Raw genomic sequence first — 24,601 nt, 5'->3', positions numbered from 1 at the left:
TCAGCCTTAAAAAAGAGGATTTAGTCTATCAAAACACCTCATACATATATCTTCTTTTTTTTTAGAGCACTATCCGATTACTTTTGAAACCAATAAAATAAATAATGAAAGTAAGGTTTTTAATTTGTTCTCTTTTTTGGGTTTCGTTTCTAAGTATCAAGGCACAGGAAAATTTTGCTGCTTATGCGAATATTAAAATAGAACCTACAAATAAGATCGATTTTAATGGAACTGATATTGGTGTTTCCTATAAAAAGAGTCTGGGAACCAAATTCAAAATAACCAACACAGTAGAGTATTCTAATTTGAAAGTGAATTATGAACTAAATCCTTTTGATTTTTATCAGGGGCAAGATAAATTCAACCAGATTCAAAATAAATTTGAATTTTCGCATCAGATTTTGGAGAAAACAAAATGGCAGTTCTCCATTATTCCGACCGCAAACTTTCAACAAAATTTAGATTTATCAGACATAACAGTTTTAGGAAACATAGCGTTTAGCCAGCAGTTAAACTCAAGGTTCAATCTTGTTATTGGAGTGGGAAGAACTTCCATTTTTGGAGCACCAAAATTTAATCCGATTGCTGCTTTAGATTATAAATTCAATGCTAAAATGAATCTAAAAGTTGGATTCCCAGATTCTCACATTAGGTATTCTAACAATGAAAGAAATGAATTTAAACTAACAAACAGCTTTAACGGAAACTTTTATCATTTAGACACATCAGATACAACCGACAAAGCAGTTTTATCGCAAATAACATCGGCTTTTGAATATGATCGTAATGTCAGCAAAAATTGGTTTTTAAATTTTAAGGCAGGTTATGATTTTAATAAAAAATACAAATTATTAGACAGCAGTAATCATCAAGTATATGACTATAACATAGGAAATGGTTACGTTTTAGGAATAGGGATCAAATACAAACAATAAATAAAATTAAATACACTATGATTAATCTAAAAAAAGGAATTTTATTCACAGCGCTTTTTTCGAGCCTTTTTTTTGTAAGCTGCAGTAATGATGAAGATGAGGAATTAATGGGTAACTGGATTAAGAAATCAGCCTTTGACGGCCCGGCAAGATCTAGTGCAACAAGTTTCGTTATTGGAGATTTCGCATATGTTGTTGGCGGTTACACTGGCGATGAATATTTAAAAGATTTATGGATTTATAACTCAACCGGAGATTATTGGGAACAAAAAGCTGATTTTAGCGGTGTGGGAAGAAGTTCTGCTTCTAGTTTTTCTTTGAACGAAAAAGGATATGTTGGTCTTGGTTATGACGGGACAAACAAATTAAAAGATTTTTATCAATATGATCCTGTTAGCAACAGCTGGTCACAAAAAGCAGATTTTGCAGGAACTGCCCGTTATGCTGCAGTAGGGTTTCAAGTTGGCGGTAAAGCTTATTTTGGGACTGGATATGATGGAAATTACTTAAAAGATTTTTATCAATATAACGATACCACTAATTCATGGACTCTTGTAAATGGTTTCAGCGGAAACAAAAGACGTAATGCAACAGTTTTCGTAATTGCAGACAAAGCATACTTAGTGACTGGTGTAAACAATGGTACTTATCAAGAAGATTTTTGGGAATTTGATCCTTCAACTGATGCCTGGACAAGAAAACGAGATGTCGATAAAGATACTGATGACGACTATTCATACAACGACGATTATGCAATTGTACGTTCAAACGCTTCTAGCTTCTCAATGAATGGATTAGGTTATATTGTAGGAGGTGAAAACGTTAAAACGGTCTGGGAATACAATCCATCATCTGATATATGGTTAGAAAGAACTCCAATGGAAGGAGCGATAAGAACTGATGCTGTTGCTTTTACAATCAACAACAGAGGTTACTATATGTTAGGAAGAATTGGTTCTACCTATTTTGATGATGCTTGGGAATTTAGACCATTAGAAGAACAAAGCGATGATGATAACTAATATTAAAAAACACTTCTGGGCACTAATCCAGAAGTGTTTCCTATTTTCGGCATTCTTTATATTTTTGATTTCCTGCACTAAAAAAGAAGCACTTACAGCTGCTTCTTTTAAAACAGAATCAGGATGGGGATATACAATTTCTTACAAAGAAAAAATCTTAATTAAGCAAACCGTAATCCCAGTAGTAAGCGACAACAAAAGTTTTGCATCAGAAAACGACGCTCTGAAAGTAGCCGATCTTGTGAAACAAAAACTCAAACAAAACTTATCCCCAGCGGTAACCAAAAAAGATTTAATTTTATTAAAAATAAAATTATAAATGCAGTTAGATACCTTAAAAAATACCGGATACAACAAAATTCTATTTCATTGCGCAATATGGGTTTTCTTTATTTTAACTTCATTAATTCAGTTTTACGAAAGTCCGTTTAAAATGAGTAATGATTTTTATGTGCAGTGGGTCACTGGAATTGTATTGTTTTATCTGAACTATTTTTACCTGGTACCTTCCTATCTTTTACAAAAAAAGTACTGGCTGTATTTTTTGTTTGCTTTTGGTCTTATTGCTGTTTTTATGATTTTTAGGATCAATTATTCTATTCCAGAATTCAGACACTTAAGACCTGAAAATATAATGCCTCCTCGAATGATTCCTCAAGGACCGCATTTTTTTCCAAGAGCTGATTATATGCCTCGAAGAATTGAGATGAGACAGCCAATTTTCTTTAAACTCGGCCCCTCTTTTTTCTATATTTTAATTATAACAATTAGCGCGATTATTAGAACATTGACTGAGTTTTATAATAATCAGCAAAACAAACTGATTGCCGAAACACATAGAACAAATACCGAATTGATATACCTGCGCAAACAAACCAATCCGCATTTTTTATTCAATTCTTTAAATAGTATTTATTCTTTGGCACACAAAAAATCTGATTTGGTCCCTGATGCCATCGTCACGTTATCTGAACTCATGCGCTATATGCTCTATGAAACTGATAACAAAACGGTGGCTTTAGAAAAAGAAGTAAACTATATTCAGAACTATATTGAACTGCAAAAACTGAGATTAAACAATATCGAAGACATTGTAATTAATGTACATGGAGATACTAAAAATAAATTTATTGAGCCCTTGTTATTAATTTCTTTTGTAGAAAATGCTTTCAAATACGGAACAGATTACAAAGGTGCTGCCCACGTAAAAATTAAAATTCTCATTACCGATAATAATCTTGATTTTTGGATTGAAAACACAATTGAAAGCTATGTTAAAGACCCTGAAAATTCAGGAATTGGATTGGTAAACATTCAAAATCGTCTTGATTTACTTTATCCAAATGCTCATGAATTAAGTATTACTCAGGATAATGAATATTATAGAGTTCATTTAAATCTAAAATTGGATGAAATTAAAACTAGCCTACAATAAACTGAATTAACTTTATTAAAGTCTTATTTTGATTTCTTAGTCAGTATTTTATGAAAATTTTAAACTTAATTTACTGGTTTAAAATTACTTTTGAATGCCAAAACAAATTATAAAAACTTAATTCTGAAAAAATGAAATGTGTAATTATTGATGATGAGCCTTTAGCAGTAGAATTATTGCAGGATTTTGTCAAAAAGGTGGAATCGCTGGAATTAATGAATTCTTTTAACAATGCGATTGATGCTGTCTCATTTATTAATCAGAATAACGTAGATTTGATTTTTCTGGATATCGAAATGCCTCATTTCTCTGGAATTGATTTTATAAACACCATCGAAAAAAAACCTTTGGTTATTTTTACAACCGCCTATTCAGATTATGCTGTAGAAGGTTTTAATCTCGGCGCAGTCGATTATTTGGTTAAACCAATTCCTTTTCACCGTTTTTTAAAAGCCGTTGTTAGAGCACAGCAAGTTTTATTGCCTGTTACTGCAACTCAAACCATTTCTGAAAACACAAATGCCCCTGAAATCGAGCAGGATTTTATGTTTGTAAGAGCCGAATACGAAAATGTAAAATTAAATTTTGCAGATATACTTTTTATAGAAGGATTAAAAGATTATGTCAAAATTTATACGACAGACAATAAATTTACTCTAACTCTTATTAGTTTAATTAAATTAGAAAATCTGCTTTCCAGCAAAGGTTTTTCGCGAATTCACAGATCATACATCATTAATATCAAACACGTAAAATCTATTCAGAAAAACAAGGTTTTAATAAGTGATAAAAGAATTCCAATCAGCGAAAGCTACAAAAATGCCTTTTTCGAGAGGATTAACCTATAATTTTTATTTTTGTTCTTCGTTTTTAAACCAGCCTGAATACATTACATAATTATTTGAAATGCGTTCGATTTCACCGGCAAAATCAGATTGATCAATATCCTTTACTTTTTTGGCGGGAACGCCAGCATAAATACTTCCTGAAGCCACAACAGTATTTTGAGTGACCACTGCTCCAGCGGCAATAATTGCATTGCTTTCTACTACGCAATTGTCCATTACAATCGCTCCCATTCCGATCAAAACATTATCATGAATGATACAGCCGTGTACGATCGCATTATGACCTATTGAAACGTTATTTCCTATTAAAGTTGGATGTTTTTGATAAGTGCAATGAATAATTGCTCCATCCTGAATGTTTACTTTATTTCCTATTTTAATAAAATTTACATCTCCACGAACAACCGCATTAAACCAGACACTACAAGAATCGCCAAAAGTAACATCTCCTACAATTGTAGCATTTTCAGCAACATAACAATCCTCTGGAATCTGAGGTGATTTTCCGTTAACAGACTTGATCAGCATAAAAAATAATATTTAATTAACCGCAGGACAGTTACAGTCGTAGCGCTCTTTTTTACAGAATAAATTAATCCCCAAAGTAATCTGGTGATAACCTCCAGTATCAAATTTTACATCTCCCATTACTTGAGAATAAGTGTAAGCAAACATAAAGTTTTTGAAATTAACCCCAACTATAGGCGTAAAAAACTGTAGTTTTTGAGACGCAACACCATTATTTCCAGCAAGATACTGCGCCCCATCGAAGCCTCTTCTGTACGATAATGCAGCCCAAAGACTCCCAAAATCCATGCTTTTGTAAGCCTTTAAGTTTAAATCAAGCGTTTTCTCTTTGGTTTTATCGAAATATTGAAAAAGTATCGAAGGCTCCCAGGTAATGCTATTATTTTTACCAAAAACATATCCGGCACTCAATAAAAACTTTCTCAGGTTATCGCTCTCATATTCTGTATACAATTCTCTTCTTGTTTCTAATAAACCTTGAACTGTTGCATGAGCATAAAAGTCCATAAAATTATAGGAAGCTCCAATATCCATATTAAAGTAAGAGTCTTTTTGAATAGAACCAAAAACGATAGGATCAAAAGTTCCTCCGAATTTCGTTTCATCCAACTGACTTTGTATTAAACCACCGCTAATACCAAAAGAAAGCTGATTCAAATCGATCTCATCTCTTGAAAACATAATATGATGGGCATAGGTAACTTTAACTCCTTTTTGAGAATGATATCCATTTTTATCGTTAAAAACAATAATACCAGCCCCAGAACGTTCACCAACTCTTCCATTAAAACTTAATGTTTGCAGAGATGGAGCGTCTTCCTGTCCGAACCATTGTTTTCTAGCAGTTAATCTAATCTTGGCACAATTGGCTGCACCCGCCATTGAAGGGTGAATTAAGTAATAATTATCTGATAAATAATCTGAATAAACAGGTATTCCTTCTTGCGAATAAGAAAAAAAGGAGGAAATAAGAAAAATTAATAAAACCCTGATTTTAAATTTCATAAAGGCAATTTTGTATCAATATAATTTTCACTCCTGCAATTTAACACGATTTCCTTGAAAAGAGTCTTAATTATTTTATTAAAAAATCAAATATAGGTATTAGTAGAAAATAACTTTAGTAAATTTGCAAAAAATATACTACCATGACAAAAATCACTATAAAAGAAACTCAAAATCCAACTATTTTAAAGTTCGAGTTTGAGGATTTTATTACTCAAAATCAAAACTTTGAGTTCAAAAACATTGACGAAGCTCAGGCTTCTCCTTTGGCTCAACAACTATTCTATTTACCATTCGTTAAGACTGTTTATATATCTGGAAATTTTATTGCTATCGAAAGATACAGCATTGTAGACTGGGATGATGTTAAAGACGCTGTTGCAGAACAAATAAGCTCTTTTGTTGAAAAAGGCGGAGTTATCATTAAAATTGATGAAACTAAAGCTAAAAAACAGCCTATTACAGTTTATGGAGAAACAACTCCAAATCCTTCTGCTTTAAAATTTGTAGTAAGCAGAATGCTGACTCGCAATGCTGTTGAATACAAAAACATCGATCAGACTGCTTCTTCTCCATTAGCTCAGGAATTATTCAAATTTCCTTATGTAAAAGAAATTTTTATCGATGAGAACTATATTTCAGTAACGAAATATGAAATTAATGACTGGTCTGAAATTACTTTAGAATTAAGAACTTTCATTAAACAATTTATTGAAAACGGCGGTACGGTTTTAGACGAAAGTTTAATTCAGACTACAACCAAAAATGAAGTTACAAAAGACGAAGCCTTTGACAAATTAGATGTTACTTCACAACAAATTATCAATATCTTAGAAGAATATGTAAAACCAGCAGTAGCTGCTGATGGTGGTAATATTGCTTTTGAATCTTATAATGAAGAAGACAAAACGGTAAAAGTACTTTTACAAGGTGCTTGCAGCGGTTGTCCTTCTTCAACATTTACTTTAAAAAGCGGTATCGAAAATATGCTGAAAAGCATGCTTAATGATGAAGCTATAAAAGTAGAAGCTTCAAATGCTTAAATCTAAAGTTAGATATATCTTAAAAGCGTCTCATTGAGGCGCTTTTTTTTAAACTAAACATTTCAAATCTACATTCTATAAACAATGAGTCCAACATATCTCTAGATAATCTTTTTATTCCTATCATGTTACGAGTAGTAATAATTTATTTCTCTTCGGTTATAATAAATGTTAAAAAATCAATTGTCCGAAACTGTCCTACATCATAAAAAGTTTTATTAGCAATTTCCTGAATTTCTTCCATTGGTAATAGTATAGCAGTTCCTTCAGGTAGTTTAACCTCATCTCGCATTTTTTTTAAACTATAAACCTTCTTGTCTTTTACTAATGCTGTTGGGTAACTAATCATTGAATTTCCAAATGGATCGTAATATTGAACACCATTTCCTATAAAACCAAATCCAGCATTATTCTTTAAATTTATAAATTCAAGTATATAGTCTCCTTGTTGAATGATTAAGATATCTCCAACTATTTTACGCTTCTCTTCCATTTTACTATTGTTTTTAATTTAGACTCCCCGCTTCCCGCTCCCGCACGAATCCTTTCGTGTGGCAAGTTTCTACTTAATCTAATTTTACTTACTTAATAAAGGAAGTTAGATTTGATCGGCATATCGACATACCAAAGGATTCGTACGGGAACGAGGGTAACTTGTTGCACTTACTTCTCCATATTATGCCATTCTGAGAATTGCATTCTATACTTATTTTCCCCTAGAATTTTATAAAATAAAAACCAGCTTATCGCCACACGAAAGGATTCGTGCGGGAGCGGGGTTACTTAATTCTATTATACCCTCAATTTTTCCATATATGGATTTTCAACGACTTCTAAAACACCTTTATTTATCTCCACTATTTTTAATATATTGGAAGTAATTTGTTTACCAGTAATTTTTCCTGTTTTTAAAAATCTTTCTAAAAAAGCGAAGTATAATCCAATTAAAAAACCAAATAGAAAGACCGATAGCAAATGTAATAAACTTACATCGTTCCTTTTAATTTTGATATATTCATTTACTTAAGCAGCAGTAATTTTGGGATATTCTGCAAGCTTGTTTTCTAAATATTTAGAATTGCGATCAAGTGCTATTTGTTTAATTGCTTCTATATTACGATTGTGAACAGAAATAAATTCTTGTCCCGAATTTATATTGTGTACATTATCCTTAAAGCTATTAATAAATAGAATGGATTTTTTCAATAATTCAAGTTCTCTTTCTGTAACCATTATTTTTTTTAAATTAGACTATTACCAATTTATTCCTGCCTTAACCTGTATCGTTTTTTTCTCTTTTCTATTTTGAATAATAAATGTTATAGAATCAGGAATTCTACGTAATTCTTCAATAAATTTGGGATTATCTTCTCTAAACTGTTTGTAAGAAACTAAAACTATAGTATCATTTGTACTTTTTATGTTTTCAACAGAAGTTTTAGGATTATATCGTTCAATTAATTTTTGAGCCTCCTCTTTTGATATTTTTATTTTTCGCTCAACTAAATAGATAGCATTGGGATAATTAGGATATTGATAACGATCTAATGAGAAAATTACTTTATCATTTTTGCTTTCTATCATAATGTAATCATCAACATCTGAAGATAAGTGATTATTTTTTTGTAGTAAACTCCTACACGGAGGATATTTGGAAAATTATTAAGGAATAAATTAAATTCAACTGGTATAGTAATTACCAAATCTTCTCTATCTCTTGGGAACTCAGCAATTGTTATATTTATTTTTTTCTCAGAAACAATTTCTTTAAAATAAGTTTTTTCTTTGCAATTAATAGAACATATTGCAATTAGGATTGTTAGAATAATAATTTTTACTTTTTTCGTAATTCTTCGTTCATAAATACACAATCAACTACATCGTAATAAGTACCAAGTTGTAAATCTTGTACACCATAAGTTATCAGTATATGTGTTAAGGGTGATTTTGTTGTAAATCTTCTTTCTTTTATTTCGTCGTAAGTTTTTAGTTTCCCTTTAAATAAATCATTGATAATTTCTGAATTGACAGGAATAGATCTAAAAAAGTTCTCTTCTGCCCAACTATTTTCTATAAAAGACAAAACAGCATCCAATCCTTTAGTTTTTGTATTTTGCCATTCTAACCACATTTGTTCTTGAAAATTTTGATCTGCTTCCTGCAATAAATCCTGTGCCATCCATTCAAAAAGGAATACACCAAAAGCAAGAATCTGATATCCCGGAACAAATGACAATACAGTAGAAACTGAAGGAGTAGCGAATTTTCCGTTACTGCTTATTTCTGGCATCATGTTTCGAATTTCATCTAAAACCTGAATGTAAGTAAAAATTTCTGCAGCTTGTTTTGCAAATTTTATTACCCCGCTCCCGCACGAATCCTTTCGTGTGGTAAGTTTCTACTTAATCTAAATTTTACTTACTTTTTTAAAAGTAAAGTTTTGCAAAGTAAATCAGACTTAACCAGCTTATCGCCACACGAAAGGATTCGTGCGGGAGCGGGGGTAATCACTATATTTAAAAAGTTCTTCTTTATTAACCGTATCAATATCAGAATATCTGTAAAAACCATTATCCATAAGCTCTTTTGGGGTTATGGGTTTTGGCAAATAATGGTTTATCCTATCCTTTTTTGCACACGACAAAAAAGAGAGCAGCAATAGCAATATTGTTTTTTTCATTTTTATATTATTTTTAGTCCATAATCTTCCAATGTTTCCAAGATATCTGTATCTATATATTTTAATGTCTCTTTATTTGGTCTCTGAGGAGATACATAACCATTGGTATTAAATCTTTCATACTCTAAGTATTTCGTTCTTCGGTCAAGGTAAACAGGACCATTTATAGGATGGGTAAATTCTGCAAGACTAAATCTAGGTTCAGCACTTATAGCAAGTCCTAAAATCTTAATTGCGGTATCTTCCACTATAGGAGCTTTTCCGGTTATAAAACCAACCGAGGAAACGGCTATTCCTAAAAGATTTAGCTTTTTGTTTAACTCGTCATTGTTTTCTGTTATCTTTACTAGTAATAACTTGCATTACTCATATGGCCAGAATAACACTTTTCTACAATATTTCTGTAAAAATTATCATTGATATAGTTTATAAATAGATCATATGATTTATCATCTTCTGAATAGTAAATACTGGTTTTAAAACCATCTATCATAAATAAAGTCGGATAATTTCTACTGCTTCTTTTTCCTTCAAGTATAATTTCTATAGGAATTTTAAGACCAGTATAATATTTCACAATTTTTTTCTGAGAGCTCAAATCTGCAATTTCTTTTGATCTGATATTGTTTGGATATGTTACGATATTTTTAAAAAATAAGGAGTCATTTCTAAACATATATGTTATAATTCTATAATCTAACTTTCGACCGATATACTTGACACTTTTTTTCTCTTCAATTGAATCAGATTTATAAAACCCTACTAATTGTTTTGGATACCTTTTTCCATTTTTATTCTCTGGCTCTACGTTCGTATACATATCGTATTTTACAATTTTTTTTGTGTGTCTTTGATTACTATAATTATTATCTATTGTGTCGTTGTAAGAGTATTTGTAAAAACCATTTTCGATTAAAGTTTTAGCTGAAATTTTTTTTGGTAAATAATGATTTATATTATCTCGTTTGGAACATGATAAAAAGAATAATGTCAATAATAATATACTTATATTTTTCATGCTATTTAATTTTTAAACCATAATCTTCCAATTCTTTCAAAATATCTTTTTTGTAATTATCTGAATCTACTAATGTTTGTGAAGAATCTAAGTAGCCATTATAACTTTTTCGGATATAATTTTCGATTTTAGTTTTCTCATCCAAATAAACGGGTCCATTTATAGGATAAGTAAATTCTGCAAGGCTAAATCTGGGTTCTGCACTTATAACGAGTCCCAAAATTTTAATCGTGGCATCTTCTATTACAGGAGCTTTTCCTGTTATAAAGCCTACAGAAGAAACAGCTATTCCTAAAAGATTTAGCTTTTTGTTTAACTCATCACGGTTTCCTGTCACTTTTAGATTGGTAAAATTTACATCGGTACGGCGGTTGCAAAGCGACGCCTGTATAATATACTCATGAAACTTTTTTATTAAATAAATTTTTCCGTTTCTAAAAGTTATCGTTTTATTCTTAATAACATGATCGTGCAGTTCATCAACATCAATACAGGCCTCTTTTGTTTTCCTTATTCTGGTAGAAGAATCCAAAATATGTCTTTTTTCAGTAACGTCATAAACAAGTTTAAAGGTGGTCAGTATTTTTTCTCCTTTGATGATTTGTCCTTTATTATCCATATAAATAGTTAAAGCACTCAAATAACAGTTTCTTGGAGTTTTATTTATTTCTATTTTTTTTCTGAATCGGTAAAACATTTATTCAGTTCTAATGAGGTTAATGCTGTAACACAATGCAATAATCCATCAGAAGCAATTGTCATGTTTAAACTTTGTGTATAGTACGCTCTTGATAATTCTCTGCATCTGTATTCTTCCCAAGGTTCCGGTACTGGATCTGGTTCGTAATTTCCTAAACTAATTGATGTTCCCATTTTTTCTAATTTTTTTAATACTATATAATTCAATGTTTCCACAAGTTGCAGTCAGCTTTATGGTTTGGGCTGTTTTTTCTATTTCACGTGCTATTACAGTATGTCTTGTCTCTACCTTTATATTGTAATTCCTTGCCTGTTTTATTATTGCCATATCTATTGTTTTTTAATTAAAACTTGTATTTTCGCCACTATCTGCACGAATTGTTTTTGAAGCTTTTAATGTCATATCCCCATTTGTTGCATTTAGATTTATCTTTTCTGCTGTTTCAATATGTTCTGCAGAAGTTGTTGTTATGGTTTCTCTGATCAGGTCTATCTTTTCATCACTTTTTTCTAGTAGTTTTTCATCAGCATCAAGAATAATATTGTTTTGAGCGTCAATAGTAATATTTGTTCCTGCCTTAAGCGTAATACTTTCACTTGCCTCAAAAACAATATTTTTGGCTCGTATGGTTACAGTTTCTGGCGAAGTCACATTTATGTTTTTGTTTTCTTCATCTAGATGAATTTCATTCCCGCTAGGATCAGAAAGCCAGATACCTATTTTCTCAATAAACTTTAATAACATTCCAAATCGAAGTTTCCAGCCTTTTATCATATTCTTCGTGTCAAAAAACTCTGGTTTTTCTCTTCCGTTATAATAGGTTCCCGAAATATACGGGCATTCAGCATTTCCTCCCTGAAAACCAACCTGAACCTCTTCGCCTATTTCGGGTCTGAAATAATTTCCCTTTCCAGAGCCTGCATAAAATTGTGCCACGCGCATCCAGTCGCTTTCATTTCCCCAGCCGTTCCAATAATAGGCCACTTTTACCCTGCCCAGTCCTTCCGGATCGTTGTTGTCGATAACTTTTGCAGGCTGGCTGTCTGCCAGCGCAAAGGCTTCGACATTGGTGTAATGCGGTGCTGCAACATCAGACGGGATAGCTTTAAACCTGCAGCTGTAATTGCCGTTAGTATTGGAGAGATGTGTAACTTCTACCGCAATTAATTTATGCTCCACCGTTTTGTTCTGGATGGTAAAAACTTCTCCTACACCAATAGGAAAATAAGAAGTTCCGCTGTAGAAAACACTGTTGGCATCTCTTCCTGCTGTCTGCAGGCTGACCATTTCGTCTATTTCTTCCTTGTTCTGCGCATTATTGGTATAGGCTCCAACGCTTAAATCCTGCGCCGCAATAGATCCCTGATTCCATCCCATTGAAACAGCAAACCGGTCTCCGCTTCCTCCTTCGGCTTTTGCTGCCGAATTTCTTATAATTCCAGCATTTTTATAATCGTAGCCTCCAAACGAAGTTTTATGCGAAAACAGACTGGCTTCAATGGTATAATTATGCAGTGATGAACCATTAATGAGCACTACTTTGCTGGCTTTTGTCTGTCCGAACTGCATGCGCATTCCGTCAAAATAAAACCACTGGCCGTAACGGGCAGAAAGCCGTTTCATAAAATCAAAACTGCTTTCGTTGTACTGCGGTTTAAATGAAAAAGCTTTGGTGTAAGTGGGTGCAACGGCTTCACGCTGGTAGAATTCTCCCGAACCTTCCTCGGCAAAAATCTCAAGGGCGATATCTTTCAGGCTTTTATCGAGAAAAATTCTTGATTTTTTCATGTCGTCCAGTACCACAGTATGGCTTATTCCCAAAACACGAAGTCCAGCCGGGCTTCCGTGGAGGTCAACAGAAACAAGCTTTGTAATGATTCCTTTAGACATGACTTTCATCCCGTTGACTTTGAAGGTAAAAATCACTTCACTGCCCACATACCTGCTTATTGCTTTTGCCTGGTCTTGGGGCTCAATTATGGTTTTACCCGTATACTGCCAGTCGAAAGAAAAATAATGGTGGTCGGCCATTCTCTGCTCCAGCTGTAAATTGTAATAAATAACATTTTTATCGAACGTATTTATAGAAATATGAACTTGTTCTGAAAATTTACTCATAGTTTATAGGTTTTAGTTAATTACAATTGTTTTAAACTTAGATTTAGTAAAACAATCACAAAGCCTCTAAAAGCTATAATTATGACAGAATATGTTTTTTATTAGTGAAGAAAAAAGAATGGAAGCATCCTTAAAAATATATTTAAAATCAAAGCGTCTCATTGAGGCGCTTTTTTTATACTTAAACATTAACTATCAATTATTTACCATCAAAAAAACTAGTAATTCTATAAAATTAGTTAATATTGTATTTATAACCAATTAATTAAAAACCATGGGATTATCTTCATTTTTTAAAAATCTATTTGGCTCGACCAAAGAATCGGTAACAGAATTGGCAAATAATGCCGAAACCACTTTTGAGCAGGCTAAAGAAGCTACTGCCCCTTATATTGAAAAAGCTGAAACTTTTGCAGAAGAAGCTATTGATAAAGTAAAAGAAGTTTCTGAGCCTATCATTGATAAAGCTGCAGATTATGCTGAAAAAGCCAAAGAAACCGTAAGCGAATATGCCGATAAAGCATCAGACGCACTAAGCGATGTGATTGATACTGTTAAAGAAAAAACAGCTTCTCTAACAAATGAGGCCACTGAAACAATTTCGGAAACGGTTGTCGATACAAGCGAAAAATCGGCTGGAGCAGTAGAAGAAATCGGCGATGAAGCTGCAGACAAGATATAATGTCTATTTTCAGATAAGGTAAATATTTTTATATTTGCACAACTAATATGCCTTCTCTTTTGAGAAGGTTTTTTTTATTTAAAAATCATGAATCTGAACCCAGAACAAGTCAGTAAATACATTACTCGATTTACTAATATTTTTATTGATTATTCGCCTAAATTAATTTCGGCATTTATAGTTTTATTTGTTGGTTTATATGCTATAAAACTAATAAACCGAATTATTAGGAAAATAATGGAGAAGAGAAATCTTGATCCAACTCTTACCAAATTCCTTGCCGATATATTATTATGGGCTTTACGAATTTTATTATTCGTAACCTTTATTTCAAACCTTGGAATCGAGACTTCTTCATTTGTAGCAATTTTAGGAGCAATGGGACTTGCTATTGGTTTATCATTGCAGGGATCACTTTCTAACTTTGCAGGCGGAATGCTTATTATTGTTTTTAAACCCTTTAAAGTTGGGGATACTATAGAAGCTCAAGGCGTGATTGCAACGGTTCTTGAAATTCAGATCTTCGTTACCAAAATGCTAACGGCCAACAATCAAACTGTTTTTGTACCAAATGGAGCATTATCTAACGGGAATATCATTAACTATTCGATGCAGGGAGAAAGAAGAGCCGATTTGACTTTTGCAATTTCTTATGATTCCGATATTAAAAAAGCGAAAGAAATCCTTCTAGATGTCTTAGTCAAAAACCCAAAAGTATTAAAGAAACCAGCTCCAGAAGTTTTTGTAAAAAACTTATCAGCTAGTTCAGTAGATTTTGCTGTTCGCCCTTGGGCTAAAAATGCTGATTATGGATCTGTTTTTACTGAAACATTAGAAAATTGCAAAGCAGCACTAGACGAGGCAGGAATTGCAGTGCAACCCTATACTATACAGAAATAATACTACTCTTTTTTAGAAGGAGCAGTAATCATAAAATCTTTTAAATAATAAGGTTCAAAATAAGCGACATCTACAGTGTCGCTTTTTTGATACTTATCAAAACTGATTTTACTCATAGCTTGTGCTGAAGGATATTTTATATCTTCTAAAAATACAAAGTTTTCTTTAGTTAAAACAGCTTTGCATTTTTCGGCACAATCGCCTACAAAGTAAAGCTTATCTGTGTATTCTTGAAATGAATTTTCGTCTATAATTTCGGCTTTAATAGCTCTTTCAACGGTTAAGTCTGCATTAAAAACTTCGCTGTATACTTCCATACGGCGGGCATCCAACATCGGAATAATTTTTCCGTCTGGAACTCCTGCCTGAGAAGCTAAGGTCTGAAGCGTATCTACAGCAATTAACGGAATATTTAAAGCATAACACAACCCTTTTGCCGCCGAAACACCAATTCTTAAACCAGTATAAGATCCTGGCCCTTGGCTTACCGCAATTGCATTTAAATCCTGAACCGAAATACCTGATTTAGCAATTACTTCTTCAATAAAAACATGAAGTTTTTCGGCATGCGAATATCCTTCCTCTGCAAGTTCATTGCAAACAATGGTTTGACCATCTTTTGCTACAGATACTGAACAATTTTTAGTAGCCGTTTCGATATTGAGAATAAAAGACAAAATATTTAATTTTAATTATTAATGTTTTACAAAAAAGTTAAGTCAGGTACAAAGGATAAAGCAAATTAGAAACAATAATGGCAGAATTGATAAACTAGCCACTAAAAAGCTCAAATAAAGTATTGCCTTTTTTCCGCTCGAAAAATATACAAACTCATTTTTATAGTATTCACTCTGATACACTCTATAATGAATATAGAAAAGAAATCCTGCTCCTGCGATCAGTCCAAATATAAATGCTTCCAAAAATCCTGGGGGCGGACTGCCACATAACGAAATCACCATAAAGATTATTTTTTAGGAGCATCAGCTTTCTTAAGCTTTACTTTATCTCCAGAATTAAGATCTTTAGAAACCGTTGTATATGGGCCAGTAATAACCACGTCTCCAGGTTTTAATCCAGACATTACTTCAATATTAGTATCGTCCTGAATTCCTGTCTTAATGACTCTGATTTTAGCTTTGTCACCAACTTTCACAAAAACGCATTCGAATTTTTTATCACTTTTTGGAGCTGCTTTTTTATCTTCTTTAGGATCTTCAACTTTAAAATCTTTTACTGCTGTAGTATCCGATTTTACCACAACAGAACTAATCGGCACTGCCAATACATTATTTTTTGTAGTGGTAATAATATCTACAGTTGCCGTCATTCCAGGTCTAAACGGAGAATAAGCACTTGGTTTTCCTTCTAATAAATCCAAATAAGATTCTTTTAAAATTCGAACTTTAACTTTGAAATTGGTTACCTGATCTGATGTTAGGGTTGTACTTGCAGAGTTTGAAATACTAGTTACAATTCCTTTGAATTTCTTTTTCAGATAAGCATCAACTTCAACATTTGCTTCATCACCAATTTTAATTTTTACAATATCATTTTCATTCACATCAACTTCAACCTCCATATTGTTTAAGTTTGCAACACGTAAAAGTTCAGTACCAGCCATTTGCTGAGTTCCTAAAACTCTTTCTCCCAATTCTACATTCAGAACAGAAATTGTACCGTCTGCCGGAGAATATATTGTGGTACGCCCTAAATTGTCTCTAGCTTCTGTAACTGATGCTGAGGCACTTTGAACATTATAATAAGAGCTTTGTTTTGTAGCTTTTGCCACTTCGTATGTAGAAATAGCTTTGTCCCAATCCGATTTTGAGATAACCCCTTTATCATACAAAGTTTTATTACGATCATAATTTGCTTTTGCTTCTTTAAAACTAGCATCAGATTGTGTTAAAGCTGCTTTAGTTCCTGCCAAATTGGCAACAGATCTTTCTAATCCAGAAGTATATAAATCGGGATTTATTTTTACTAATAAATCACCTTTTTTCACAACTTGACCTTCTTTTACATTTAAAGCGATAATTTCACCTGAAACCATTGAAGCAATTTTAACTTCAATTTCCGGTTGAATTTTACCTGTTGCGGAAACTGTTTCAACAATTGTTGAAGCAGTTACTTTTGCGATTTCTACTTCTTTCCCTTCATCCTTATTCCCAATCACTCCAGCTTTTGAAAGCCCAATTAAAGCTGCAATAAGTACTATTGCACCACCGACTAAGAAATAAATTGTTTTTTTTGACATAATAAATTATTTTGTAATAATTGGAACGATTGGAATTCCGAAATAAAATTCAAGTATTTTAATTTTAAACATGTAATCGTATTTTGTTGTAATCACATTAGACTGTGCGGTAGTCAATAATGTCTGTGCTTGTGTAAAATCAAAAGAATTCATCAAACCCACATCATACTTTTCTTTTGCATAATTATAAGCCTGCTGTCTCGCTTCTAATGTTACGGTAGATGCTTCATAAGTATTTAAAGCCGCTTTAGCATCTGTAAAAGCAGTATAAACGTTACGTTGCAAATCTAAACTTTTTTGCTCTAAATCTATTTTAGATTTCTCTAAACTTACTTTACTGCGCTCTACATTATTTTTAACTGAGAAACCATTAAAAATTGGAACATTTAATTGAAAACCAAAATTATGACCTTTGTTATCACTAAATTGCTGGAAAAGCGGATCTGGCCCTACAGTATATGGATTTCCAGCAGCATCTAATCTAACCTGATCACTATAACTTGCTCTAGTATTGAAACCATAAAAACCACTAAGTGTTGGCTGAAATGCTCCTTTTGCAATTGCTACATTTTTCTCTGCAATTTCAAGATTAGTCTGCGCCAATTTTAATTCTGTTCTAATATCTTTTGCTTTGGCATAAATTTCAACTGGTGTCTGAGCGAGAATATTGTTTTCGTCTGCTAAATTATTGTTCTCAACAACATCAAAATCTGCAAACTCCTTTAATTGCAAAAGCTGCGCTAAGCTTAATTTTGAAATTAATAAGTTATTTTCAGAAACTGCTATATTTTGTTTATCTGTAGCAACAGTTGCTTTTAAATCGTATAAATCACCACGAGGAATTGTCCCTGCATTTACCATTTCTTCAGAACGTGTAAAACGTTTTTCATCAATAGCCAATTGTTCTTTTTTCACTTTCAGATCTTCTTTATTTGATAAAATCTGTAAAAATGCACTGGCAACATTCAGCGAAATATCTTCTTGCATTTTTAGCAATTGATATTTAGATGCAATAATTGACAACTTTGCTTTTCTATAAGTATTTTGATTTTGCAGACCTTTATAAATATCAACTCCTGCATTTAAACCAACAGAAGAATATTGAGTAGTCTGATTACGTAAAATACCAGTTGTAAGATCCTGGTTCAAACCAATATTCCAAGAGTGTGAAGCATTTCCATTTACAGATGGAAGATAATTTCCTAACGCCCCTTTTTTATCAATATCTGCATTTTTTACATCCAGCTCTGACACTTTGATTGTAATATTATTTTCTAATGCGTATCTCACGCATTCTTCAAGTGTCCATTGTTTTGACTGTGCTTGTCCGGTTAATCCAAAACCAAATAACATTGCGAAAACCAGACTATTATATTTATTTATTTTCATATATTTTTGATGAAAGCATAGTAAAGCAAACTACGCAAATTTAACATTTTTTAAACCCAAAAAAATCCCTAAACCTTCAAATTAAATTATTTTTTTTCACCTTCGTTAATCAAGCCTTGATTCCAGATTTTTATCTTATCTGTAGCTTTTAAACCACTTTTAACTTGAACGTAGATTCCATCGCTCACTCCAAGAATTAAATCTTTTCTTTGGAATTTTTGTGGAGCAGTTTCGATCTCAACATAAGGTTTTTGCGTTTTTTTGTCAAATTGCACCAATGACTCTTTTATTGCCATCACTTTATCTGCTTTTTCTAAAATAATTGAAGCATTTGCACTTAGACCCGCTCTAATAAAAGTATCATCTCTATTGATCATTTGAGCTTTAATCTCAAATTGGATTGCTCCATTTTCTGTAACTCCTTTTGGCGCAATATAATTCAAAACTGCTTCGAATTTTTTATTTTCGATAGCTCCAATTGTAATCTCAATAGGCATTTTTTCTTTGATTTTACCCACTTCAGATTCATCAATTTTTCCAATAAAAATCATTCTTCCAACGTCTGCAACACTAGCAATTGTAGTTCCTTCATTGAAATTATTACTTTCAATAACTTGATTCCCTACTTTTACTGGCACGTCTAAAACCATTCCGTTAACAGTAGAACGGATTAAAGTATTGGCATAACTTCCAAAAGAAGCTGTTGTACCCGTTTTTACAATATCTAAACTTTGTTTAGCAGCCAAATAGGTTTGTTTGGCTTGATTGTATGCCACTTGAGCTGCATCGAAATCATTTGCAGAGATTACCTCTTTTTCGAATAATGTCTTTTGTCTTTTATAAAGTCTCTCTTGATTATCCAAAGCAATTTTAGCTGTCTGAACTTGATTTTGTGTATTACTCACATTCGAAACGTTAGCTACAACTCGAATTTTGGCAATCATATCTCCCGCTTTGATTTTTTCACCCGCTTTGATATAAACCTCTTCAATAATACCTGAAATATTTGGTTTGATTAATACCTCTTCATCAGGCTGAATATTACCGGTCGCAATTGTATTTTTTACAATCGTTTTCGTTTCTGCTTTTTCCGTTTTAAAGACAATCGGTGATTCTTGATTTTTGGCATACAAATAATATAATGCTCCAAAGAAAACGATCGCAATAAATATTAAAATGGTTACGGTTACTCCTTTTTTCATTTGTTTTTGGTTTAATCGATTTATTTTGATTGATAATTTATTCTGTTCTTAATGCGTCTACTGGTTTTACATTGATTGCTGTCTGTGCTGGTATAAATCCTGCAAGTAAACCAGATCCTACCAATATAATTAAAGCAACAAATACAACTCCTAAGTCTACAGTAGGATTAGCAAACATCGTATTGCCATCTGCCGGCATAGAATCCAGTACCATATTTAAAATGGCAATAATTCCCGTGGCTACTGCAATTCCTAGCATTCCCGAAATAATGGTTAAAAATATAGATTCTGTTAATATTTGACTTCTTATTGCCCCTGGTGTTGCCCCCAATGCTCTTCTGATTCCAATTTCTTTCGTACGTTCTTTAACTACTATAAGCATAATATTTGAAATTCCGATTACACCGGAAATCAACACTAAAGTCCCAACGAAATACGCAATTACTTGCAGAATATTAAACAAACTCTGCACCTTGTTAAACTGCTCATACAAATCAAAATTTCCGACTGCCCTATCATCTGAAGGATTAACGGAATGTAAAGCTTTTATAATTTCTAATATCTTAGGTTTCAATTCTGTAATTGAGGAGTCATCTTTTGCCGTAAGTGCCATCCACCCTACTTTATCACCGTAATTAAATGCCTGTTGAAAAGTAGTAAAAGGAATAAAGATATTTTTCTGTTCCTGTTCTGCATTTCCTCCTTGCTGTTTGGATTTATAAACCCCGACAACCATAAAATTGATTCCGTTAATTTTAATATAGGTTCCAACTGCTTCTTCCTCTTTTCCATAAAGCTCGCTGATAACACCTTTTCCAATTACAGCAACTTTCCTTCTGTCATTAATATCCTGCTGATTTACAAAACGGCCTTTAATAATATCCATTGGCTGTTGCTTAATCAATTCTGGATAATCTCCATAAATTGTAAATGCAGAAGTTTTAGTGCCTCTAACTACGTTATTGGTTCCATTAAAATCACCTAATTGGTTTCTTGGCGAAACATATAATAAATCTGGCAATGCTGCTTTTAAAGCTGCTACATCACTATTTCTAAAATCATATCTTCGTGTTTTAGGCAATCCTTTATATGCCTTAGAAGTGGTCTGACTCCACATAAACATAGTGTTTGTGGCAATACCGTCAAATCCTTTTTTGACACCATTTTCAAGACCTTTCCCAGCGGCCAATAAGATGACCAAAATAAATATTCCCCAAAACACTCCAAACGCAGTTAGGACTGTTCTAAATACATTTGCTGTTAAAGCTTGTAAAATTTCGTCCCAATTATCTTTACTAAACATAATTATTCGTCTCTAAGTGCTACAATAGGTTTAATTTTTGCTGCTCTGTATGCTGGAAAAAAACCTGCCATTGCACCTGCAAATACAAGCAGAATTAAGGTTGTTAACGCTACACCAAAATCTACTTCCGGATTTCTAAAAAATTCGCTCTGAACCATTGGGCCAACAAATTCCAACAATAATAAACTTGCCAATAGACCAATAAAACCAGCAATGGTTGTAATAAATATTGATTCATGAAGTATCATTGAAATAATTGAAAACGGAGATGCTCCTAGAGCTTTTCTAATTCCAATTTCTTTTGTTCTTTCTTTTACAATAATCAGCATAATATTACTAACCCCAACAACCCCAGCGATTATTGTACAAATACCAACCCACCAAAAGAAAACTCTTATATATAAATTTAGATCATAAAACTGTTTTGCTTCTTCAACTGAGTTATAAACCCCAATTGCACTATCATCGTCAGGAGCAATAACATTTTTGCTTTTCAACAATCCTTTTATCCCTTCGGAGAATCGTTTCGATTGTGCTAAAGCCTGATCATAATCCAGCTTCTTATTTAAAACAAACTGCATCCCGGTTAGCTTGTCGCCAGCACCATAAGCACGCTGATTAGTGGTTATAGGCATATAAATTCTTGATTCTTCTCTTTCTCCTGAAGGATCTGTAAAGACCCCAACTACTTTAAAGTTGATATTGTTAACTAAAATTTCTTTTCCTATTGGATTTTCTTCTTTAAACAAGTCCTGTTTAACTTTCAAACCAATAGCTACTACTTTCTCGTTATTGATCATATCATTGCTATTGATAAAACGTCCCTTTATGATAGTCGCATTTTCAAGAGCCAAATAATCTGGTGTTATTCCTCTAAACTGATAATTTCCTGATTCTTTTCCATAACTCACAATACCTCCCCAAGTACTTCTAACAGAAGATTTTTTATCGATTTCGTCATTAAACTTTGAGACAGGAAGGTTATAATCACTATTTCTTAATTGGATCTGCCTTCCTGGATTTAATCCTTTATAGCCCTTGGTCGTTACATTTGACCAAACTTCAATAATTCCTTGAGCATCATTTTCAAATTGTTTTTCAATACCATTTTGAAGTCCTTTACCTGCTCCAAGTAAAATCACCAAAATAAAGATTCCCGAAGCTACCGAAATTCCCGTCAAGAATGTTCTTAAACGATTTTTCGAAATGGCTTCAAATATTTCCTGCCAGCGTTCAATATTAAACATAAGACGAAGCTCTAACTTGTTCTACTTTTTTATCATCAATGATTAGCCCATCTTTCAAGACTACGTTTCTTTTGCACATAGCCGCAATATCAGGCTCGTGAGTAACAATTAGAATTGTTTTTCCCTCGTCATTAATTCCCTGAATCAATTCCATAACTTCATATGAAGTTTTAGTGTCCAAAGCTCCAGTTGGTTCATCGGCCAATAAAACTTTCGGATTTGAAGCTAATGCCCTCGCAATGGCAACACGTTGTTTCTGACCTCCAGAAAGCTCATTGGGTAAGTGATGGGAATGAGACGCTAATCCTACTTTTTCCAAATACTTCATTGCAATTTCGTAGCGCTCTTTTCTTTTAATTCCTTGATAATACAAAGGCATTGCAACATTATCAAGTGCCGATTTGTAATTAATTAGATTAAAAGACTGAAAAACAAAGCCTAAAAATTTATTTCGATATTTTGAAGCAAGGGTTTCATTTAATTTTTTAATTGGAGTTTTATCTAAAATGTAACTGCCCGAATCGGCTTCGTCCAAGATTCCTAAAATATTTAGAAGTGTTGATTTACCAGAACCAGATGACCCCATGATCGCAACTAATTCACCTTCTTCAATATTAAAATTAATGCCTTTTAACACGTGTAATTCCGAACTTCCCATCTTGTAGGATTTGTGTAAATCTTTAATTTCGATCATGGTATTGTTAAATTTTTAGACAATAATAACATTTTTATTAAGTAATTTATGATAATAAAAAGTTAATAATTTTGTTACCTATTTTGTATTAGACTTCAAACTTTAGTAATTGTTACACTTTTTTAGTAAAATATGATTGTTTTCGTATTTTTACTACATTTTTAAACCCTACCTTAATGAAGCTAACTTCAATCATTTCAATGTTCACGGTACTTGCCGTACTAACTGGCTGTTCTACAGCTCAAAAATTAGAAACCTTAAAACCCGAACCCGATGATGCAAGTCCACTGGTTTATGATAGCAGCCCTTCGTTTATCAACTTACCCATAACAATCAAATTAAGTGACATCGAAAACCAGACAAATGCTTTCTTAAATGGATTAATCTATGAAGACAACAATATCGAAGATGATGACATTCAAATTAAAATATGGAAACAGGCGCCTATCAAAATTCAAAATGATCCAGCCAACCCAGATAAAAGAATAAGAACAATTTTACCGCTTAAAGCAAATATCAAATACCGAATTGGCACCAAAAAACTGGGTGTTGAATTTTACGATATCAGGGAATTTAATCTAAACGGAACTATAACATTATCCAGCGAAACAGCTCTTACAAATTGGAAACTTACTACAAAAACAGAATTCAAATCTCTTAATTGGAGCGAAAGTCCAACAATGACTATTTTTGGCAAAAACATGCCGATAACCTATTTGATAAATCCGGCTATTACTATTTTTAAAGGAAAACTGGAAAAGACAATTGATGAAGCTATTGAGCAATCAATGGATTTTAAGCCAAATGTTCTTCAGGCGGTTGAAAAAATATCTACACCTTTTAAGATGAGCGATACTTATGAAAGCTGGCTTAGAATTGTTCCTGTAGAAATTTACTCTACGAATGCTAAACTAAAAAAGGATTCTTTCTTATTGGATATGGGTATGAAATGCAACATGGAAACCATTGTTGGAAAACAACCTGAATCGAAATTTAATGCTAACAAAACTGCTTTAAAACCAGTTGCTAAAATTCCTAATCAGATCTCAGCCAATATTGCTGCTATTTCGAGTTATGTAGATGCCTCAAAAATTATGACTACGAATTTTGCTGGACAAGAGTTTGGATCCGGAAACAAAAAAGTAACCGTAAAAAATGTTTCCATCTGGCATAAAGAAGGCAAAATGATCATTGCATTAGATGTTTTAGGATATATCAACGGAACACTTTATTTGAATGGTTTTCCATCATACAATGCTCAGACAAAAGAAATTTACTTTGAAAAATTAGATTATGTATTAGACACCAAAAGCAGATTGATGCGAACTGCAAGCTGGCTTGGACAAGGATACATTCTTAGAAAAATGGAAGAAAGCTGCCGTTATTCGATTCAGCCTAATTTAGAAGAAGGCAAAAAGAGCATGGCTTCTTACTTAAAAAACTATTCGCCAATGCCAGGTGTATTTGTTAATGGAAAAATGGAAGATATTCAGTTTGATAAAATCCAGCTCACTAATCAAGCTATTATCGCTTTTATCAAGATAAACGGAACGGTGAATGTTTCTGTAAACGGATTAAAATAACAAACAAAA

Annotated in this window: 28 protein-coding genes; 9 read left to right on the top strand and 19 right to left on the bottom strand. The window is 32.7% G+C overall.

Going from position 1 to position 24,601, the window contains the following annotated elements; genetic code table 11:
* Nucleotides 1-104: 104 nt before the first annotated feature.
* The 5 genes from P2W65_RS08890 (at nt 105) to P2W65_RS08870 (ending at nt 4,240) form a co-directional block, all read left to right on the top strand.
* Complete coding sequence (locus P2W65_RS08890) at nt 105-935, top strand: DUF6268 family outer membrane beta-barrel protein (RefSeq protein WP_289664988.1); 831 nt, start codon at nt 105-107, stop codon at nt 933-935.
* Between the two features lie 17 nt (nt 936-952).
* Nucleotides 953-1,957: a Kelch repeat-containing protein gene (locus P2W65_RS08885; RefSeq protein ID WP_289664986.1), complete on the top strand. Its 1,005-nt coding sequence runs from the start codon at nt 953-955 to the stop codon at nt 1,955-1,957.
* Nucleotides 1,944-2,276, top strand: coding sequence for a DUF4907 domain-containing protein (locus P2W65_RS08880; RefSeq protein WP_289664984.1), 333 nt, complete (start codon nt 1,944-1,946; stop codon nt 2,274-2,276). Before P2W65_RS08885 ends, P2W65_RS08880 begins: the two co-directional genes overlap by 14 nt.
* The gene (locus P2W65_RS08875) at nt 2,277-3,392 is read left to right on the top strand and encodes a sensor histidine kinase (protein ID WP_289664982.1); all 1,116 of its coding nucleotides are present in this window, start codon (nt 2,277-2,279) and stop codon (nt 3,390-3,392) included.
* A 131-nt stretch (nt 3,393-3,523) separates the two neighbouring features.
* Nucleotides 3,524-4,240, top strand: a complete 717-nt coding sequence (locus P2W65_RS08870) for a LytR/AlgR family response regulator transcription factor (RefSeq protein ID WP_289664980.1) — start codon at nt 3,524-3,526, stop codon at nt 4,238-4,240.
* Nucleotides 4,241-4,243: 3 nt separating this feature from the next.
* On the opposite strand, the gene P2W65_RS08865 is transcribed toward P2W65_RS08870, so the two are convergent.
* Nucleotides 4,244-4,768, bottom strand: coding sequence for a gamma carbonic anhydrase family protein (locus P2W65_RS08865; protein ID WP_289664979.1), 525 nt, complete (start codon nt 4,766-4,768; stop codon nt 4,244-4,246).
* Between the two features lie 12 nt (nt 4,769-4,780).
* A complete protein-coding gene (locus tag P2W65_RS08860) occupies nt 4,781-5,773 on the bottom strand; it encodes a PorP/SprF family type IX secretion system membrane protein (protein WP_289664977.1) in 993 nt (330 codons plus the stop codon).
* A gap of 143 nt (nt 5,774-5,916) precedes the next feature.
* On the opposite strand from P2W65_RS08860, the gene P2W65_RS08855 reads away from it, so the two are divergent.
* Complete coding sequence (locus P2W65_RS08855; RefSeq protein WP_289664975.1) at nt 5,917-6,816, top strand: NifU family protein; 900 nt, start codon at nt 5,917-5,919, stop codon at nt 6,814-6,816.
* Between the two features lie 145 nt (nt 6,817-6,961).
* Here the strand turns inward: P2W65_RS08855 and P2W65_RS08850 are convergent, their stop codons facing one another.
* The 10 genes from P2W65_RS08850 to P2W65_RS08805 form a co-directional block, all read right to left on the bottom strand.
* Nucleotides 6,962-7,309 (bottom strand): hypothetical protein, encoded by a 348-nt coding sequence (locus P2W65_RS08850; protein WP_289664974.1) that lies wholly within the window; start codon nt 7,307-7,309, stop codon nt 6,962-6,964.
* 530 nt (nt 7,310-7,839) lie between these two features.
* Nucleotides 7,840-8,049, bottom strand: coding sequence for a hypothetical protein (locus tag P2W65_RS08845; protein WP_289664973.1), 210 nt, complete (start codon nt 8,047-8,049; stop codon nt 7,840-7,842).
* Between the two features lie 21 nt (nt 8,050-8,070).
* Nucleotides 8,071-8,400: a hypothetical protein gene (locus tag P2W65_RS08840; protein ID WP_289664971.1), complete on the bottom strand. Its 330-nt coding sequence runs from the start codon at nt 8,398-8,400 to the stop codon at nt 8,071-8,073.
* A 250-nt stretch (nt 8,401-8,650) separates the two neighbouring features.
* On the bottom strand, nt 8,651-9,109 hold the full coding sequence (locus tag P2W65_RS08835; protein ID WP_289664970.1) for a hypothetical protein: 459 nt from the start codon (nt 9,107-9,109) through the stop codon (nt 8,651-8,653).
* A 389-nt stretch (nt 9,110-9,498) separates the two neighbouring features.
* The gene (locus P2W65_RS08830; protein WP_289664969.1) at nt 9,499-9,744 is read right to left on the bottom strand and encodes a hypothetical protein; all 246 of its coding nucleotides are present in this window, start codon (nt 9,742-9,744) and stop codon (nt 9,499-9,501) included.
* 98 nt (nt 9,745-9,842) lie between these two features.
* Nucleotides 9,843-10,316 (bottom strand): hypothetical protein, encoded by a 474-nt coding sequence (locus tag P2W65_RS08825; RefSeq protein ID WP_289664968.1) that lies wholly within the window; start codon nt 10,314-10,316, stop codon nt 9,843-9,845.
* A 199-nt stretch (nt 10,317-10,515) separates the two neighbouring features.
* Entirely contained in the window at nt 10,516-11,133 is a 618-nt protein-coding gene (locus P2W65_RS08820) for a hypothetical protein (protein ID WP_289664966.1), read from the bottom strand.
* Between the two features lie 50 nt (nt 11,134-11,183).
* Entirely contained in the window at nt 11,184-11,387 is a 204-nt protein-coding gene (locus P2W65_RS08815; RefSeq protein ID WP_289664965.1) for a hypothetical protein, read from the bottom strand.
* Nucleotides 11,371-11,541, bottom strand: a complete 171-nt coding sequence (locus P2W65_RS08810; RefSeq protein ID WP_289664963.1) for a hypothetical protein — start codon at nt 11,539-11,541, stop codon at nt 11,371-11,373. Before P2W65_RS08810 ends, P2W65_RS08815 begins: the two co-directional genes overlap by 17 nt.
* A gap of 12 nt (nt 11,542-11,553) precedes the next feature.
* Entirely contained in the window at nt 11,554-13,332 is a 1,779-nt protein-coding gene (locus P2W65_RS08805; protein WP_289664961.1) for a type VI secretion system Vgr family protein, read from the bottom strand.
* 274 nt (nt 13,333-13,606) lie between these two features.
* On the opposite strand from P2W65_RS08805, the gene P2W65_RS08800 reads away from it, so the two are divergent.
* Nucleotides 13,607-14,014 (top strand): YtxH domain-containing protein, encoded by a 408-nt coding sequence (locus P2W65_RS08800; protein ID WP_289664960.1) that lies wholly within the window; start codon nt 13,607-13,609, stop codon nt 14,012-14,014.
* Nucleotides 14,015-14,101: 87 nt separating this feature from the next.
* A complete protein-coding gene (locus P2W65_RS08795; RefSeq protein ID WP_289664959.1) occupies nt 14,102-14,914 on the top strand; it encodes a mechanosensitive ion channel family protein in 813 nt (270 codons plus the stop codon).
* A gap of 2 nt (nt 14,915-14,916) precedes the next feature.
* Here P2W65_RS08795 and tsaB read toward each other — a convergent pair whose 3' ends face one another.
* The 7 genes from tsaB to P2W65_RS08760 form a co-directional block, all read right to left on the bottom strand.
* Nucleotides 14,917-15,591 (bottom strand): tRNA (adenosine(37)-N6)-threonylcarbamoyltransferase complex dimerization subunit type 1 TsaB, encoded by a 675-nt coding sequence (gene tsaB / locus P2W65_RS08790; RefSeq protein WP_289664958.1) that lies wholly within the window; start codon nt 15,589-15,591, stop codon nt 14,917-14,919.
* A 290-nt stretch (nt 15,592-15,881) separates the two neighbouring features.
* Nucleotides 15,882-17,174 carry an efflux RND transporter periplasmic adaptor subunit gene (locus P2W65_RS08785; RefSeq protein ID WP_289664957.1) on the bottom strand — a complete coding sequence of 431 codons (1,293 nt, stop codon included), beginning with the start codon at nt 17,172-17,174 and terminating at the stop codon, nt 15,882-15,884.
* A gap of 6 nt (nt 17,175-17,180) precedes the next feature.
* Complete coding sequence (locus tag P2W65_RS08780) at nt 17,181-18,563, bottom strand: TolC family protein (protein ID WP_289664956.1); 1,383 nt, start codon at nt 18,561-18,563, stop codon at nt 17,181-17,183.
* An 86-nt stretch (nt 18,564-18,649) separates the two neighbouring features.
* Nucleotides 18,650-19,765 (bottom strand): efflux RND transporter periplasmic adaptor subunit, encoded by a 1,116-nt coding sequence (locus P2W65_RS08775; RefSeq protein WP_289664955.1) that lies wholly within the window; start codon nt 19,763-19,765, stop codon nt 18,650-18,652.
* Between the two features lie 37 nt (nt 19,766-19,802).
* A complete protein-coding gene (locus P2W65_RS08770) occupies nt 19,803-21,068 on the bottom strand; it encodes an ABC transporter permease (RefSeq protein WP_289664954.1) in 1,266 nt (421 codons plus the stop codon).
* A gap of 2 nt (nt 21,069-21,070) precedes the next feature.
* Nucleotides 21,071-22,315 (bottom strand): ABC transporter permease, encoded by a 1,245-nt coding sequence (locus P2W65_RS08765; RefSeq protein WP_289664953.1) that lies wholly within the window; start codon nt 22,313-22,315, stop codon nt 21,071-21,073.
* Nucleotides 22,308-23,009 carry an ABC transporter ATP-binding protein gene (locus P2W65_RS08760; protein WP_289664951.1) on the bottom strand — a complete coding sequence of 234 codons (702 nt, stop codon included), beginning with the start codon at nt 23,007-23,009 and terminating at the stop codon, nt 22,308-22,310. Before P2W65_RS08760 ends, P2W65_RS08765 begins: the two co-directional genes overlap by 8 nt.
* A gap of 176 nt (nt 23,010-23,185) precedes the next feature.
* Here P2W65_RS08760 and P2W65_RS08755 point away from each other — a divergent pair, with 176 nt between their 5' ends.
* Entirely contained in the window at nt 23,186-24,592 is a 1,407-nt protein-coding gene (locus P2W65_RS08755) for a DUF4403 family protein (protein ID WP_289664950.1), read from the top strand.
* The last annotated feature ends 9 nt before the right edge of the window (nt 24,593-24,601 follow it).

The sequence above is a fragment of the Flavobacterium panacagri genome (assembly GCF_030378165.1).
Classification (GTDB): domain Bacteria; phylum Bacteroidota; class Bacteroidia; order Flavobacteriales; family Flavobacteriaceae; genus Flavobacterium; species Flavobacterium panacagri.
The sequence above is the reverse complement of the archived record's forward strand: the minus strand, read 5'-3'. Positions and strand labels throughout refer to the sequence as shown.

Excerpts from the sequence above, each read along its gene's own strand:
- P2W65_RS08885 (WP_289664986.1), top strand. The coding sequence starts at position 953 with ATGATTAATCTAAAAAAAGGAATTTTATTCACAGCGCTTTTTTCGAGC.
- P2W65_RS08800 (WP_289664960.1), top strand. The coding sequence starts at position 13,607 with ATGGGATTATCTTCATTTTTTAAAAATCTATTTGGCTCGACCAAAGAA.
- P2W65_RS08850 (WP_289664974.1), bottom strand. The coding sequence starts at position 7,309 with ATGGAAGAGAAGCGTAAAATAGTTGGAGATATCTTAATCATTCAACAA.
- P2W65_RS08875 (WP_289664982.1), top strand. The coding sequence starts at position 2,277 with ATGCAGTTAGATACCTTAAAAAATACCGGATACAACAAAATTCTATTT.
- P2W65_RS08865 (WP_289664979.1), bottom strand. The coding sequence starts at position 4,768 with ATGCTGATCAAGTCTGTTAACGGAAAATCACCTCAGATTCCAGAGGAT.
- P2W65_RS08755 (WP_289664950.1), top strand. The coding sequence starts at position 23,186 with ATGAAGCTAACTTCAATCATTTCAATGTTCACGGTACTTGCCGTACTA.
- P2W65_RS08870 (WP_289664980.1), top strand. The coding sequence starts at position 3,524 with ATGAAATGTGTAATTATTGATGATGAGCCTTTAGCAGTAGAATTATTG.
- P2W65_RS08805 (WP_289664961.1), bottom strand. The coding sequence starts at position 13,332 with ATGAGTAAATTTTCAGAACAAGTTCATATTTCTATAAATACGTTCGAT.
- P2W65_RS08765 (WP_289664953.1), bottom strand. The coding sequence starts at position 22,315 with ATGTTTAATATTGAACGCTGGCAGGAAATATTTGAAGCCATTTCGAAA.
- P2W65_RS08775 (WP_289664955.1), bottom strand. The coding sequence starts at position 19,765 with ATGAAAAAAGGAGTAACCGTAACCATTTTAATATTTATTGCGATCGTT.
- P2W65_RS08825 (WP_289664968.1), bottom strand. The coding sequence starts at position 10,316 with ATGTATACGAACGTAGAGCCAGAGAATAAAAATGGAAAAAGGTATCCA.
- P2W65_RS08785 (WP_289664957.1), bottom strand. The coding sequence starts at position 17,174 with ATGTCAAAAAAAACAATTTATTTCTTAGTCGGTGGTGCAATAGTACTT.
- P2W65_RS08820 (WP_289664966.1), bottom strand. The coding sequence starts at position 11,133 with ATGGATAATAAAGGACAAATCATCAAAGGAGAAAAAATACTGACCACC.
- P2W65_RS08760 (WP_289664951.1), bottom strand. The coding sequence starts at position 23,009 with ATGATCGAAATTAAAGATTTACACAAATCCTACAAGATGGGAAGTTCG.
- P2W65_RS08815 (WP_289664965.1), bottom strand. The coding sequence starts at position 11,387 with ATGGGAACATCAATTAGTTTAGGAAATTACGAACCAGATCCAGTACCG.
- P2W65_RS08835 (WP_289664970.1), bottom strand. The coding sequence starts at position 9,109 with ATGATGCCAGAAATAAGCAGTAACGGAAAATTCGCTACTCCTTCAGTT.
- P2W65_RS08855 (WP_289664975.1), top strand. The coding sequence starts at position 5,917 with ATGACAAAAATCACTATAAAAGAAACTCAAAATCCAACTATTTTAAAG.
- P2W65_RS08780 (WP_289664956.1), bottom strand. The coding sequence starts at position 18,563 with ATGAAAATAAATAAATATAATAGTCTGGTTTTCGCAATGTTATTTGGT.
- P2W65_RS08860 (WP_289664977.1), bottom strand. The coding sequence starts at position 5,773 with ATGAAATTTAAAATCAGGGTTTTATTAATTTTTCTTATTTCCTCCTTT.
- P2W65_RS08840 (WP_289664971.1), bottom strand. The coding sequence starts at position 8,400 with ATGATAGAAAGCAAAAATGATAAAGTAATTTTCTCATTAGATCGTTAT.
- P2W65_RS08880 (WP_289664984.1), top strand. The coding sequence starts at position 1,944 with ATGATGATAACTAATATTAAAAAACACTTCTGGGCACTAATCCAGAAG.
- P2W65_RS08810 (WP_289664963.1), bottom strand. The coding sequence starts at position 11,541 with ATGGCAATAATAAAACAGGCAAGGAATTACAATATAAAGGTAGAGACA.
- P2W65_RS08845 (WP_289664973.1), bottom strand. The coding sequence starts at position 8,049 with ATGGTTACAGAAAGAGAACTTGAATTATTGAAAAAATCCATTCTATTT.
- P2W65_RS08795 (WP_289664959.1), top strand. The coding sequence starts at position 14,102 with ATGAATCTGAACCCAGAACAAGTCAGTAAATACATTACTCGATTTACT.
- P2W65_RS08770 (WP_289664954.1), bottom strand. The coding sequence starts at position 21,068 with ATGTTTAGTAAAGATAATTGGGACGAAATTTTACAAGCTTTAACAGCA.
- P2W65_RS08890 (WP_289664988.1), top strand. The coding sequence starts at position 105 with ATGAAAGTAAGGTTTTTAATTTGTTCTCTTTTTTGGGTTTCGTTTCTA.